Source organism: Rhizobium freirei PRF 81 (assembly GCF_000359745.1).
GTDB lineage: Bacteria > Pseudomonadota > Alphaproteobacteria > Rhizobiales > Rhizobiaceae > Rhizobium > Rhizobium freirei.
The window spans coordinates 17,491-31,051 of record NZ_AQHN01000072.1 but is presented as its reverse complement, the minus strand read 5'-3'; the positions used below and the strand labels follow the sequence as shown (position 1 = coordinate 31,051).

18 protein-coding genes are annotated in these 13,561 nt (G+C 56.3%); 1 reads left to right on the top strand and 17 read right to left on the bottom strand.

Translation table 11 applies throughout. The features are described from left to right. Nucleotides 1-553: 553 nt before the first annotated feature. The 14 genes from RHSP_RS19110 to RHSP_RS35160 all read right to left on the bottom strand — a co-directional run bounded on the left by RHSP_RS19110 (nucleotide 554) and on the right by RHSP_RS35160 (nucleotide 11,890). Nucleotides 554-724 carry a hypothetical protein gene (locus tag RHSP_RS19110; RefSeq protein WP_157385390.1) on the bottom strand — a complete coding sequence of 57 codons (171 nt, stop codon included), beginning with the start codon at nucleotides 722-724 and terminating at the stop codon, nucleotides 554-556. Nucleotides 725-743: 19 nt separating this feature from the next. Further along, the gene (locus tag RHSP_RS19105) at nucleotides 744-1,124 is read right to left on the bottom strand and encodes a hypothetical protein (protein WP_004121249.1); all 381 of its coding nucleotides are present in this window, start codon (nucleotides 1,122-1,124) and stop codon (nucleotides 744-746) included. Beyond that, nucleotides 1,121-1,666 (bottom strand): hypothetical protein, encoded by a 546-nt coding sequence (locus tag RHSP_RS19100; protein WP_004121241.1) that lies wholly within the window; start codon nucleotides 1,664-1,666, stop codon nucleotides 1,121-1,123. The genes RHSP_RS19105 and RHSP_RS19100 overlap by 4 nt, the downstream gene beginning before the upstream one ends. Before the next feature lie 12 nt (nucleotides 1,667-1,678). Continuing rightward, entirely contained in the window at nucleotides 1,679-2,101 is a 423-nt protein-coding gene (locus tag RHSP_RS19095) for a DUF4054 domain-containing protein (protein ID WP_004121239.1), read from the bottom strand. Between the two features lie 6 nt (nucleotides 2,102-2,107). Next, nucleotides 2,108-2,497: a hypothetical protein gene (locus tag RHSP_RS19090; RefSeq protein WP_004121237.1), complete on the bottom strand. Its 390-nt coding sequence runs from the start codon at nucleotides 2,495-2,497 to the stop codon at nucleotides 2,108-2,110. A 166-nt stretch (nucleotides 2,498-2,663) separates the two neighbouring features. Continuing rightward, complete coding sequence (locus RHSP_RS34785; RefSeq protein WP_004121236.1) at nucleotides 2,664-3,605, bottom strand: GIY-YIG nuclease family protein; 942 nt, start codon at nucleotides 3,603-3,605, stop codon at nucleotides 2,664-2,666. Nucleotides 3,606-3,675: 70 nt separating this feature from the next. Continuing rightward, a complete protein-coding gene (locus RHSP_RS19085; protein WP_037153022.1) occupies nucleotides 3,676-4,815 on the bottom strand; it encodes a major capsid family protein in 1,140 nt (379 codons plus the stop codon). A 14-nt stretch (nucleotides 4,816-4,829) separates the two neighbouring features. Then, on the bottom strand, nucleotides 4,830-5,558 hold the full coding sequence (locus RHSP_RS19080) for a structural cement protein Gp24 (RefSeq protein ID WP_004121232.1): 729 nt from the start codon (nucleotides 5,556-5,558) through the stop codon (nucleotides 4,830-4,832). Between the two features lie 16 nt (nucleotides 5,559-5,574). Continuing rightward, entirely contained in the window at nucleotides 5,575-7,299 is a 1,725-nt protein-coding gene (locus tag RHSP_RS19075; RefSeq protein ID WP_081615334.1) for a DUF2213 domain-containing protein, read from the bottom strand. Between the two features lie 36 nt (nucleotides 7,300-7,335). Beyond that, complete coding sequence (locus RHSP_RS19070) at nucleotides 7,336-7,788, bottom strand: hypothetical protein (protein ID WP_004121226.1); 453 nt, start codon at nucleotides 7,786-7,788, stop codon at nucleotides 7,336-7,338. Next, the gene (locus RHSP_RS19065) at nucleotides 7,778-8,635 is read right to left on the bottom strand and encodes a phage head morphogenesis protein (RefSeq protein ID WP_051074109.1); all 858 of its coding nucleotides are present in this window, start codon (nucleotides 8,633-8,635) and stop codon (nucleotides 7,778-7,780) included. Before RHSP_RS19065 ends, RHSP_RS19070 begins: the two co-directional genes overlap by 11 nt. After that, the gene (locus tag RHSP_RS19060; protein ID WP_004121212.1) at nucleotides 8,595-10,094 is read right to left on the bottom strand and encodes a phage portal protein; all 1,500 of its coding nucleotides are present in this window, start codon (nucleotides 10,092-10,094) and stop codon (nucleotides 8,595-8,597) included. Before RHSP_RS19060 ends, RHSP_RS19065 begins: the two co-directional genes overlap by 41 nt. Nucleotides 10,095-10,101: 7 nt before the next feature. Beyond that, entirely contained in the window at nucleotides 10,102-11,301 is a 1,200-nt protein-coding gene (terL, locus tag RHSP_RS19055; protein WP_240535468.1) for a phage terminase large subunit, read from the bottom strand. Between the two features lie 223 nt (nucleotides 11,302-11,524). Continuing rightward, nucleotides 11,525-11,890 (bottom strand): hypothetical protein, encoded by a 366-nt coding sequence (locus RHSP_RS35160; RefSeq protein ID WP_004121207.1) that lies wholly within the window; start codon nucleotides 11,888-11,890, stop codon nucleotides 11,525-11,527. A gap of 107 nt (nucleotides 11,891-11,997) precedes the next feature. Here RHSP_RS35160 and RHSP_RS34780 point away from each other — a divergent pair, with 107 nt between their 5' ends. Beyond that, the gene (locus RHSP_RS34780; protein ID WP_157385389.1) at nucleotides 11,998-12,345 is read left to right on the top strand and encodes a hypothetical protein; all 348 of its coding nucleotides are present in this window, start codon (nucleotides 11,998-12,000) and stop codon (nucleotides 12,343-12,345) included. A 36-nt stretch (nucleotides 12,346-12,381) separates the two neighbouring features. Here RHSP_RS34780 and RHSP_RS19045 read toward each other — a convergent pair whose 3' ends face one another. The 3 genes from RHSP_RS19045 to RHSP_RS19035 all read right to left on the bottom strand — a co-directional run bounded on the left by RHSP_RS19045 (nucleotide 12,382) and on the right by RHSP_RS19035 (nucleotide 13,460). Further along, nucleotides 12,382-12,660, bottom strand: coding sequence for a hypothetical protein (locus tag RHSP_RS19045; RefSeq protein WP_004121192.1), 279 nt, complete (start codon nucleotides 12,658-12,660; stop codon nucleotides 12,382-12,384). A gap of 192 nt (nucleotides 12,661-12,852) precedes the next feature. After that, nucleotides 12,853-13,212 carry a hypothetical protein gene (locus tag RHSP_RS19040; RefSeq protein WP_004121188.1) on the bottom strand — a complete coding sequence of 120 codons (360 nt, stop codon included), beginning with the start codon at nucleotides 13,210-13,212 and terminating at the stop codon, nucleotides 12,853-12,855. Then, nucleotides 13,209-13,460 carry a hypothetical protein gene (locus RHSP_RS19035; RefSeq protein WP_037153016.1) on the bottom strand — a complete coding sequence of 84 codons (252 nt, stop codon included), beginning with the start codon at nucleotides 13,458-13,460 and terminating at the stop codon, nucleotides 13,209-13,211. The genes RHSP_RS19040 and RHSP_RS19035 overlap by 4 nt, the downstream gene beginning before the upstream one ends. Nucleotides 13,461-13,561 lie beyond the last annotated feature (101 nt).

Below are 13,561 nucleotides of genomic sequence, written 5' to 3'. Positions count from 1 at the left end.
CTGGAGGCAGCACTAGCGATGCAGTTAAGCGCCTGATTGGGTGCCCCGCCTGTAGTCGGTCCCCATGAAGCGCTTTGGCCGGCTGCCAGCATGAATGAGTTAGTACTGTTGAGGGACGCCGCACCGCTCCACGAGCATGCGATGGTCGCCGATGCTGATGTGTTCTGCATCTGAACCCAATTACGCGGGTTAGACCCAAGACAGGCACTGGACGTTACCCCTACCGTACAACCCGCTACAGTTTTCGGGTTTGACGGAACGTTATAAGAGACGGTCCACGGATTAGTTCCCTGTGTGACGGATGTAGAGCCACCAGTCGGGCAAGGAATCGCTTGGTTGCTACCGTTGATACACATGGTAACCACACCGTTAACAGTTCGTCCCGGCGTTGCGGTCTGAAACTCATTCCCAGTGATATTCTGGCCAACGGATGGCACCGCGACAGCCGTAAACGCGGCAGCGAAGATAAGGCGCTTCAGCATATTGCGATATCCTATTGATTTTCACTTGGCTACGTCTGCAAGACGCAGGCGCATTCGCGCCAAGCTATCCGTCAGATAGCATCCTTTTCGACCGAGGCCGGCTCAGGAGCGAGTTTCTTAGATTTCCCGGTGTCGGGTGCTGCGATATCGCTTGGAGCACTCAACGCGGCCTCCAAACGATCAAGGCGATCTAAAACCTCAACCTTGAAGGCACGGAATTCTTTGCGGAGTTCGTTGTCCATGATGTTCACCTATTAATTTTCATGACATTTGCAGAACACAGGCGCACTTGCACCAACCAACATCCCAGGTCTCTAGGACTTGAACGACAAGCCAGTTTCCAGCGCTTGCGCCATTGGAGAGCGTGATGATATCGCCGCCCTTGGTCTTGGTTCTCAGCACACCTTGAATGTCGCCATAGAAATATATTCCACGGGCTGCACCGTTCTTGTTGATGCCATCGAGTTGCGTCAGGTCTTTGAATGTAAGAGCTTGGACCTGAGCCGTTCCCGTCGCGGTGACATATGTCGGGATCTGCACGCCATCATCATTTGTGGTGTAACCGGTGTTGTTCTGCATTGATGCATCGACAAACGGATTTACTGTGCCGATCGCGCCCGAAACGAGCCCGTGAAGGTTCATTCGCTTTCACCAACTTTGTGAGTTACGGAGGCCAGCAACAGGCCACTATCAATCAACGGCTTGTCAGACGCACCATAATTGGTCTCGCCATCAGCGACGCGCTGTGCTGCCTCTCCGACCGTCTTTCCACTCACTATCAAGCTGGGGTCATTTCGACGCATGCCGCGAAGCATGACGGTAATGGGGCTCAAAGGCGGATCGGTGACTTCCGCTATGGATGTCTGAATATCCGCAGCCATCACACCACCGACTTGCTCAAGAACATCATCGGAAGTAATGGTGCCCTCAATGACGGCCTTAACCCCTCGGGCCAGATCATCTCGCCAACCGCTTCGATACTGCTCCACAGCGGAGCGCATTGGGTGGCGCGGCGGGATTTTGACCTTCGGCGCTCCGTACTCTTGGATCGCGGCAACATATGCGACTGGCGTACCGTCGGGATATGCAGCCTCGGGAAAGAACCCTGCCTGAGCTGTCTTGCCCTGAAACTCACCAATTCGCTTGGAGATCTCGGTAAGCGCTTTATCGAGAGACGAACTCATGGCAGAAAGTCCTCACTGAAAGGTCCCATAGACCTTACGGAATGCTCTCCGTTCAGGCAGGCCGCCGACATAATCACCGCCGGCCGCTGCAACGCAGAGATTGGCCCACAGCATCTGCCCATAGGGCGATCCCGATAGGTAATATTGAAGGCCGGTCTTGATTGGAGGAGCGGCAAAGGCAGCATTGACGCTGCCCTCCGCAGCACTGACCATTGCACCGCCCGGAATGGCCTGCCCAGTCGCTGCTTTGGAAAACAGATAACCGATGTGAGCAACCATAAGCTGTTGGTTGGTCAAACCTGTCTCGCATTCGAACCAGCCGCCCATCGGGGAGTTGATGACAAGCGTCACCCATCCCTGGATTGTGTCAGACGGCGTGGTCGCAAATTGCGGGAACGCCGTCTGAAATGCGGCGATATCAAATGCCGGGTTCATGGTCTATCAAACCGAGACAGAGCCGGTGCTGACCGACAAGGTTTCAGGCTTGTTGGGGTCATTGTCCTGGAACTGCATGGGATTGAGCGGCTGCGACTTGTCGCCGAGTTGCATCCCATCCGCAGCCTTCTCACCCGGAACGGCACCCTTCTTGTAGATCTTCAGGAAACCGTTTTTGAGGTGTTCCTTGAAATGATGGTCGCTTTCGAGGAATGCCAGTTCGTCATCCGAAATGGAGGTGAGGATTGCACCGGTCGGCGTGACAAAGTTCTTGTCCGCCAGACCGAAGCCTCCCTTGATGACAACCGATCGACCTTCGATCAATCGTCCATCGCCACCACGGTTCCATTCGGTGTATCTGGTGGCATTCGTCAGTGTTGAAGCGATATGCGGCATGAATGTTCTCCTGCCTCCTGACAAAAGGGATTGCACGCCCGCGCCGTCTTAGGAGACATGGGACGACTGAGGTAGCGAACCTTGGGCGTGCAACTAGTAGCGAGTAGACAAAGAAAAAGCCGCCCAATGGCGACTTCAAAATTGCATCATCATTGGGAACTGATATTCAAATTCGAATTGCTTTACCGTTTTTTATCCAGCGAGAGACTGCCGCGTCGCTTACACCGTAGTGCACAGCCATCTCTCGTTGAGAAGCAAATTCGATATCGTCTTTTATGTGGCGCACTTTTCGACTGCATGCCGCCGCAGCTAGGCTTGCCATTTTACGGCAATGATCTGCATTGACATCCGAATTTCTCCACATTTCCAACCGTTTTAATGCATTGGCAACATTCTCTGGGTTGGCACACATGGCCTCATATCCTTGCCGTGCATATTCCTTACCTTTTGGAGAATTGGAGAATTCTCTTTGTTTGGCAGTCACAATAGCGCGGGTTTCCGGAGATAGATGATCCGGACGTCCTGTCTTTATCTGCCTGAGATGCTCCGCGCCGCCATTTGCCATTTGCTCGCGCGTACGATCAGATAACTTCTTACGCCACTCTGGACTATCCCAAACCTTTTCTCTCATAATGGCATTTGCGGTATCGGTCTTTCGCCACGCCTTATATCCATCAATTGTTTCGCTTGAAGGAGGTCTTCCCTTCAATGATTCACTGATTTTTCTGCAACGCTCTGCGTTCTTCCAAACCTTCTCTTCCATTAATTCATACATTGAAGATCCGGGTGGGGCGTTCAGGCCCTCGCCGCCAGCCATCAGATTATAACCCTTGGACAGGTCAGTCGAATTGTAGGTAAGAATCGCCTCAATCTCCGCAAGAGCGCAAGATTCACGAGTTGCATACAAGCTGAGAACCTCTTGCTGCGGATCTCCGTATTTGCGCCAAGCAGAATAGACAGGACTTTTATTTCCAGCCTTAGCGGCTTTTCTGTGCTCTTGATAACGCCTTGAAAACACGCGATGTTGGTGTGTTTTCGACATCCCAACGTATACTTTGCCGTTACTAAAAGTCAGCAGATAAACAAAGTAGAATGTCTTCTGGATCACAAACACTTCCCCTGTCAATTTCACAGGGGAAGTGTAACACACCATAGGCGATTTAGCGCGTTAAAAAAAATCACACGCCCGAGGCTCTGAAAATTGCCCAAGGTCTTTTCACCATTACGCCGGCAGTCGCATTGGCGAAATCCTCGACAAATTTCTTTGCCTGCTGCTCAACGCCAAGCGTCTGCATCTTGGATGGGACTGCCTGCAGGAACGTGCGACCGTCATCCGTGGACGATGGATCGGATTCCACCGTGTCCGCATAGAGGTAGAACACGTTGGCACCGCCGTTGGCACCCTGAAGCTGTGGTGCGGTGACGACCCGGCACTTCGGGTAGTTTTCGCGCAGCCATTGGCCCGCAGAATAGCCGAGGGTGGTCGGCGTACCAAGATAGGTGTCCCAACCGGTGGGCAGAGCCAGAGTGGTGTCATCGTTCTTGGGCTGGATGTTACCACCCGACTGTGTTTCCAGGGTCTGGAATGCCTGGATCAGGTCGGCGATGATATCCAGCGTTGTCTTGGTGGCCCACTGAGGCGTGCCGCTGGCAACACCATTGGCGACCGTGACATAGGCCGGCAGGTTCGGATCGTTCAGGAAACCGTAGGTACGGTCTGCGCCGGCATTATAGCCGACGAAGCCGACCTGATTGCGCTGGATGTCCAGAGCAGTAGCAACGCCGATCCGCTTTTCATTGGTGGACGATACACGGATGGCAGACGCACGCGCCTCTTCCAGGCGGCCGACAGCAAAGCCTTTTTCAAATCGAACGATCGTGCGGCGCTCGAAGTTGATGTTCCAGCTCGCATAGGGAACGTTGCTGAGATCGCCATAGGGAACGGCATCACCCATGGATTCGATGGCACCCTGAACAACTTCTTCGTCATGCCATTCGCCGATGGTGGTAATGCCCACCAGCTCATCGATCATGCGCACCTTGAAGACGGCGCGGACAAGGCCCGGAAGCCATGCCTGCAGGAACTGCACCGGAACACCGATGCTCGGCGAAAGAACGGCGCCCTGCGTATCGTCCATCGCGAATGCCGCCATCGCGCGAAGATCGGCTTCATCAAGACCGAGGCCGACCGACTGCAGTTCGCGATAGCTTTTCACATCGTCGCTATCCATGCCGAACAGCGATTTGTTGGCAGCACGCCGCGCCGCGGCTTCACGACCGCTGACGTGGAAATGCTCAGTAGAGGGGATAAGATTCATCTTCAGGTTCCTCGTCAGTTGGTCAGTCGAGCCACGGTGAGACCGCCGCCGACAGCCGTGACGGGGTAGCGATAGACCGAGCTATTGGGGATGGCGGCGCAGCCAGCCGGCACTGTGCCGCCCGGAGCGTAGGTTGCAATGGCACCTGTCGTGACGTTGTAGGCCAGTAGGTCCAGGATATTGCAGGGGCCAGGAACGACCACGACGAAATCGCCCATGGTGCCGAACTCAGCCTGCGCATTGTCCGGAATAGCGAGCGTCGGGGCCAAGGTGCCGTTGGACGTACCCCACAGGGTCGCTTCTTTCGTGCCAACCATCAGGCCGGCAAGCACACGATTTGTGCCACCAGAGGCCGTCATAGCCTCACTGGCAACCGTCTGGCTGGCCGACACGGTATAGGTGCCCGCACCGCCGACGCCAGTGCCAAGCGCCGTGATGGTTGTGCCACCCGTGACGCCAGCACCGGCAATCGTCTGGCCGACTTGCAGGGTGCCAGCCGAGACGGCGGATACCGTCAGGGTGGTGCCGGCGATCGCTCCGGTAAAGGATGAAGTGCCCGGACCGACAATGCCGCCCATCTGCGCGATGTTCGTCAGAGCGCTCTTGGTGGCGAAATAGCCGTAGACGTTCGGGGTGGCGCCGTTGGAATTGATGACCAGCGATTCCACGCGGGTCGGGGAATCAAGGTAGGGCTCGCCAGGGAGACCAAACCCCTGGAAGGTATTCACAGCAGTCTGAAACATGGGTTGGGTTCCTCTGTTAGTGGGCGAGCGCGGCGCGCTGCTTGTTCAGCCAATTGCCGCCTGCACTATCCATGCCGGTGGCCACGCTGGCGGGGCGTTCAGACGGCGCCTTGACAGCGGACAGATAGACATCCAGCGCAGTCATCTCGTGGCCCTTCTGGACGTTCTTGATGCCAAGCTTGCGAACGCCGTACTCTGCGACCTCCTGAGCATCCATGGCCGAGCTGTCGAAGGTGCCGACATGCTTGGCGAGCCGACCGGCGATCTTGTCGCGGGCAGCGATCCGGGTTGAAACCGCACGGGCAAGAGCCGCTTCGTCCATGGCGCGGCCCTCGCCTTCCTTGTCCTTGTCGTCCTCGGTTTCAGCCTTCTCGGCGGCGTTCTCTTCACGCTCCGCGCCGGCTGCAGCCGCTGCTGCGGCTCCTTCAGCATCTTCCGCCTCGTTTTCGGAGCCCTCACCAGAACCCGCAACTTCTCCTTCGCCCAGAGCCGACTTCATGGCTGCAGCGATCTGAAGGAGACCATCGAGCTTGGGGAGAAACTCGGCAAACTGTGCCCGCAGCTCTTCGAGAGACGAGCCTCCGCTTGCGCCGCCTTCTACGGCGTCGGTATTCATGTTTTCATCCGGCATGTTGTTGACCTCGAATGTGGAATCACAGGTGAAAACAAAGCGGTCAGTGTCACTGTGATCCAACACCGCCACATCCGGCCCCATCCTCCCGTTCTTCACGAGGGCGATATGGTTGCCACGAATGTTCCGTTGAACTGCGTCATAGGGCTGCCCATTCCAGACGCCGGGCGTCCAGTCATAGGTGCAGCGGTATCCGCAGGAGAGCTCTCGCTTGCCAGCCTCAATCAGATCAGCCAGGGCATTGGAGAAGACTTTCAGGTTCCCGTAGAGTGTGCCGTCCTGGAAATGGACATCCTGCCCGATGACACCCTGAACGCCCTTCTTCTCGGCAGGCATGAGCCCTGCGCCGTCGCCGAGCATAACGTGATTGTCGATCCAAGGCAGAAGCTTGAAGGACTCGATAGCTTCGGGATTGTTCAGTTCTTCTTCCGGTCGGAGAACTCGATACATCTTGTCCGGATTCGGTGCGCCCGGGATCTGTGCGCCGCGATAGTCGAACACGCCGGCCTTGCTGATCGGGTTATCCTTGATCTCGGGCCATCCATTCGTGTCGACGGCGCGCTCGTCCATAGCACCGCCATCCATCTCGTCAGGTTCCTCTGGAAAGAGCATATTCAGGACGCGAGCGACTTCCGGATGCATGGGGCTTGGGAAGCAATCAGCCGTAGCCCAGACATAACCGCAGTGCTCAGCATCGATTTCAGGGACAAACCGATATCGAACCGGCTGTACGAAGGTCGTGAAGATCATGCCTGTGGGCGTCGTGACCTCATCGGCTATCGTCGGTTCACCAATCCATGCATGCTTGTTGGAGGAACCGATTTCTTCCTCAGCTTCGCGGCAGACGATTCCCCACGGCGTTTCGCCCGGCTCGCCCTTCCCGCCCGGTAAAGCCCAGTGACCGCCGTAGTTCGGCTCTTGAGCGCTACGGCAGAGCAACAGGACGGCACCATCGGGAGCGACGAAGATCACACCAGCGGCTAACTGTTGGGCTTCCTCCGCATCCTTGCCAACGAACTCCTCGCCTACCTTCTTTGGGATACCGAGCGTTGAATGGCCGTGGGCGGCGGCTTCCATGGCACGGCGTTGCCGTTCCGAAACTGGAGGCATTGGTATGTCCCTAAATTGTAAGAATAAGGCTGTTTGTTAGAGCGCGGCCCTAATGCGCTCGATCAGCGCGAGCCCACCGGCCCGCAGCCGCTCGATGCCGGCATTCTCGAAATGGTGAGCTCGGTTGATCAGGTCTTCAAGCCCATCCAGCAGATCGTGAGCGTCATCATCCACGGTAGACGCATCCACAATAGCCGGAGCTGCGGCCTCGCCACGAACGTCAGCAGTCTGCGCCTCGTCAGGTGCCGTCTGGGTCTCTGCAGTCTGCGCGTCGTTCGCCGTGGAGGCCTGTTCTGCGGCGCCAGCTATAGGGGCTTCTGCGGCACCCTGCTCGGCTGAATTGGAAGCATCCGCGACGCCGCCCCGCTCACCTTCTTGAGCCGGAATAGGCGCATTTTCCGCTCCATCGGGAGCTGGTGCCTGAGGATCGACAGCAGCGGTCTGGTCTTGAGCTATAGCATCATCGCCGGGGCCGAGATTAAGTGCCATTGCGATTGTCTCCAAATTTAAGGCGCGGACGCGCGAAGCATTTGCAATTGATGGCCTGCCCAGGCAATACCGGCCCGAAGGTCTCGTCTACCGGTGGATCGTCGTAGCGGAACACTTTGCCGTTCCACCCCTGATGTTGCTTGCGAGGATCGTGGCCGCCGTGAGAATGGCGCCACTCGAATTCTTCAACTCCGGCATCTTGCATTCGCTGCGCGGACAGATTGCTGTAAGCTTTTCGGGTCTGATCAAGCGCGACGTTCTTGGCCTTGCGCAGGTTTTGGCCATACTTCTTGGCAAGAAACGGCGTCAGGTCGGCCATGCCTCGCCCGCTGGTAATCGCCCGCATGGTCTGACCCTGAACCTGGGACAGGAACCTTTCCGGGATGGTCCTGATAAGCTGTGTTGCTTCCTTCGTGCTCGCCGCAACAATCTCTCGAAGACGGGCGCTCCAGAAGTCAGGAAGCTCAAGGCCAGCGCCCATCTCCCGGAGGCTCAAGCCAGCGGTAGTGTCGACGTGCTTGAGCGTTGCCTTGATCATCCGATCCGTGGCCATCGTCGCCAGATCGTCGAATTTCCCCCGATACTTCCTCATCAGTTTATTGAGGATGATCTGCGATCGAGCCGCTGGGCTTCCGTTTTCAACGCCGCCGAAGTGGTCTCCGTCCAACGCATAACCGGGTGCGCTGAACATCGCTTTCAATTCGGCCACCGTGTCTCGGGCCATTTCTCGGATCATCGCCTGCACAGACTTGGCATACTTCTCGGCGATAGCTGCATTAGAGATCAGCGGCTTTCCGACAATCGCCTTATCCGAGGCCAAGCGTCTCGACTGCCGCTTTGCCTTCATCGCTCAATCCTATGTCGTCCAAGTCGGTACCGAGCTCATCCGCATCGCCAAGTTGGTGATATCCAGAGTCCGGATCGGAGGCCAATCGCTTGCGGGCGTCTTCACTGTCGATCACACCCGCGCCGATAAGCTCCCCATCCGTCTGAGCCTTGATCAGATTGGTTTCGGCCACTTCCTTGGCCGTCGGCGCGTCAAGCGGACGCCAGGAAGCCGTTGTCTCGAAGTCGGTGACGTTGTTAGACCGCAGCACCAACAGATGGTGGCGTTCTATAAGAGGCGTGAGATCGTGCTCCTGGATCGATTCAAGAAACTCATGATAGTTGGCCTCTTCATACTCACCGGTCGAATTGAAACCCTTGGGTTGGGTCCCGAGCAGTTTGGTAGCCGGAACCTGTGAAGCGGCAGCTACGAGCTGGTATTGCGACATCATCACGTCATCGAGATCGGCAAGTGATGTATCGAACTGCTGGAATTCGTCGGCTTCCTTATCACCGATCTTGATCCCGTAATTGTCGCGGAACTCGACCCATTCCGCGAGCTTCTGCCTGCCTGCTTCCCCAGCCTGCTTGAAAGCAGCCATGTCCGTACGCCAGACATTAGTACGCTTCGACTGCGCCAGCAGCGGTGCCTCATTGGCAGTCCGCTCGGCCGCGTAGACGCGCTCCATGATCAACTGCGTGGTAGGGATGCCACCATACAGATAGAGCGGTTTCAGAATGTCTGGCGGCTCGCTGGTGCGAAAGATTTGCAGATGCGTGCGGTGAACCTTGGTACTACCAATCATCCACCATGTCGGTTCGTAGAAGTGAATGTTCCCCGGATCACTGGTGGCGTCGCTATCAAGGATAGGCGCGCACCAATACGGATCGACCTGAGCGATGCCCTTATAGCTTCCCTCGGTCACACCATCCGGATTGAAGGGGTTTTCATAATAGGCAGGATCGGAGGATTCGACCTTAAACCACGCGATGCGGATACCAAAGGCGCGCCCCATACGCACCAGTTGCTCGGCATTCCATTTGATCCGGTATTTCTTGTCGAATTTTTCAAGAAGATCCCGGTATTCGTCATCCAGCTCCTTGCCGTCCACTCGCACGGCATCCCAGCCATTGCGAGTCGCGTCGCGCGCCGGCATAGTGACCGCTTTGTCCACCAGCCAGTTTTGCATCAGCAACGCGCATGCCTGCCAGCCTATAAACGACTGCGATGCATACCAGTCTATCAGGGCTGGATTGATCACGCCGTTAGGCAACCCAGCCGATATCTTCACACCCCAAGACCCATCGGAGGAATCCATAGTTCCTACCGGAGGCTCAATCTTCGGCAATTTCGCGTGGGCGGCGGCAAGCACCTCAGCAGCAAGACTTATCTTCATATTCCGCACAGCATGCGTGCTGAAGAAGCTTTCAGACGTGCGCCGCTCTACAGGTTCTACCTTGCGTTTCAGCCACTTGAACATAAAAGCTTCACCCAAAAAATGAGATTCTTGCGCCCACAAGCCGGCCGAATGCGCCCGACGATGCGTCCACTTGGTCCTTGAGCACAGCGCCAGGGAAAGCACACAGCTCGTCTATGTAATCTTGGTTCCATCCTTCATGCTTCAGAAGGTAAACATTCCCTGCGGCGCATTGGGCAGCGAAGGGTTCGGCGCGAGTGAACTTGTCCCCGCTTTCCGGCTCCGTCTTCACCTTGTAGCCCGCAAAAGCTGCTACAAAATCTTGCGCCTGAACCTTACCCGCCTGCCCTGGATCTTGCGGCAGCGAGATCGTCACCGATCTGCCATCCATTTCCGCAGTGGACTTGATGACCTGTCTGACGCCGTTACCGTCCCACCGGTCCTTGATGACATGACCAACGATGTATCGGCCATCTGGTGTTCTACCAAGCTTGACGCCAGCGGTGCGGGCACCCTGTCCCTTCTTGGTGGCAGCCAAGTCCCAATGCCTAACCCAGACTGTTCCAGAAGGCGCGGCTTCGATGATCTGCCCGACAAACCATTCCCGCTTGAACAGGCCGCCTTCACGAGCCGTAGGCCGCTGTTGGTACTGACCGGCCCATGAGAAGCTGACGCTCTTCAAAACGTCGATCGCCGGCCTCGGCACGCGAACCGGGTCCATCAGCTCGCCATCGAATGATCGTGGGTCCTGCCACGGCAGAGGTGTCACACACCTCCGTTCCGGCTCGAACTCCATCGGAATCATGATGTGGATGAAACCGAGGTCGCGAGCCAGTAGCGCGCCCGTCAGATCATTTTCATGAAGTCTCTGCATGACAACGACGATTGCCGATGTCTGTTGGTCGTTAAGACGGTTCAGACCACCTTCCAAGAAGAGCCTGACCGATTCTCCACGCTGCTGGTCGCTCTCAGCGCCCTTGAGTGAATGAGGGTCGTCAATCACCACCCGGTCACCGCGCTTACCGGTGATAGAAGCGAATGGCACACCTTCGCGGGTTCCTGTATCGCTATTGGCGAATGACAACTCCGCAGAGCGCTTCATCCGCACTTCAGGCCAGAGAGATTGAAACCACTCGCTCATAACCAAGTCGCGCGTCTTACGGGTATCGCGCTTGACATTCTCAAGCTCGAACGATGTTGTCAGAAAACGGTTCGATCGCTTGCCGCATGGTCCCCATTCCCATGCCTGCCAGAGCACGGAAACAATCATCGACTTCGATGACCCTGGCGGCACATTGATGATGAGCCACGGCGTTATCCGGCCGAATGTCACCGCTTCGAGATGGTCACATATGCACGCCATGTGCCAGGACCATTTCAGCGGAGTATTCGGCTCTAGGATATGCCAAGCCTCTCGAACGAAGCCAGAGAAGGTTTTGCATCGAGCCCTGATGGTCTCCGCATCTTTGGCTAGCCGATCCCGTTCGGCGACTTCAGCCCTCCGTTTCCTCTCCGCCCTGATCTCCGCTAGAGATGGCAAGCGGACCGAGGATTGTTTCGAGACGGTCAAGCTCATCATCACTCATCTTCGAAAGATCATAGGTTCCAATTGAACCGCGATGCTCATGGGCCTGAGTTGCCTTGCCGTAAGCACGATCAAGGAGAGAATTGGCAGCGGCTACCCGCGCGCTTTCGCTTTCGCCCTTCTTGGCTATATCGACTAACGCTTGCAGCGCCACAGAGGTGTGTACACGAGCGAGATCAGACAGCGTGGCCTTATGCTCACGAGTAGCCCTAGAACGCGCCCCTTGAGGCCGTCCAGCTCCCTGACGCTTGCCCCCACGGTTTTCCTTAGCCATTTGATTTCCGTTTGATTATTTTGGCCGAATTCAAACCGGCACTAAACTATCCCGCACGACGTGATACATTGATGAGCTTCCGGCAAGACACGGCGCTACGCTCCCGAATGACCGAGCACGACAAGAATAAAGCAACAGCACGACGGGTTATTGAATACCTGGAAAGCTGTGGCGATCGGTATCTTGAAACTGCGGTGCGGGAGTTCCACGAGAGCGCCACAACAGATGAGAAGGCCTTCATTATGAAGGGCCTCATCAAGGTGCTTGCCGAGCCACATGACCCGACCGTCCTCGATGACGACGAGACCTACCGTCAGCGCATCCATGCTCATTTCGATGAAAATGGCGCAATTGCCGATTGGGTTTATAAGGTCACCGATCTGGCTTCTGGCGAACTCCTTGATGAGATCGGCGAATCCTATTGGGTTTATCGCGATCACCGGACGAAGCCATGACCGAACGCGAAAAGCAAATAGAGGTGGACACCCTCATCACAGCATTGCGTGAGGCGGGGATGGTGTATCCGAAGACGTCGGGGATTCTGCTTCGCGGTCAGAGCCTGGATAGGGTGCTAGCGGATTGGCCTGGAGATTGACGATCTCGCCGGCGCCATGAAGGCGATCCAGCGCCTCACGGGCAAGATTAGCCGCTTCCGCCAGTTCCTTCAGAGTTGCCGTAGCCTCTGCAATCGCGGCAGTCTCGATGTCAACGCCGATTTTGACCACCAAACCCTCGACTTCGGTAGCCTTGGCTTTCTTCTTGTCAGTCATGGATATCTCCGAAACCTAACCCGCCACCCACTCCTGCAGATCGCGACATCCTTAGGCGTGCCTATTGGTCTCTCTGTCATCCAGTATGGGCGGTGGAAGAGTCGTTGGAGCCAGCCCATAGCCAATTTCTACCGGTGATTGGTATAAATCCCGCTACAAAGCATACCTTGGGACAGTCAACTCAACCTTAGGTCATGAATTCAGTGACCGGTATTCGGCTTTGCCAAGGCTCGTCATAGCATTCACGCTATCGAAGTCTGGAGCTACGGCGCCAAATGATAATTTCACATTCTCGCCGGCCTCTGCGGAATTCATGGCGACACCCGCAATGGCCGATGTGTTCGCACCATAGATGATCGGGTTGAGCGGCGTTCCAACATACCATGGCCGATATGGCGGCATGTAGCGATCAACATAGACCGGATATGTCGTTACAGTCCCGTTGATCTCGGCAACCCGAGCCTTGATGCGTTCCCACTGCTTTTCGCTGGGAGCGCCTTCAAGGGTTTCCGTGAAGCCTTCGAACCAAGCTTTGAATTCTGCGAGGGTCATGCCGACCTCCATGGATCATCAACGATAGAAAACCTTGGCATTGCGCCGCCACAGGCAAAAAACCACTCAGCGATACGGTCAATGCGAAACTTGCCTGGATTTCCCCACACGGTCTGCATGACCTTAGCGACGCTCCATCCAAGTCGCGAGGCGATCATATGAGCATTGCACTCCTGATCGAGCGCGGCCTTAAGCATCAACCACTGTAGACGTTTCGGGAAGGGAATGACGCTCTCGAATATCGTCATCTCACTCTCCAAACTCCACAAGGCCATGGCGAGCCACCGCCTAAGACCTCGTTTCGGCAGCACTGCTTTACACCGGTTAATTGGCGGTCCGACCGGCGCGG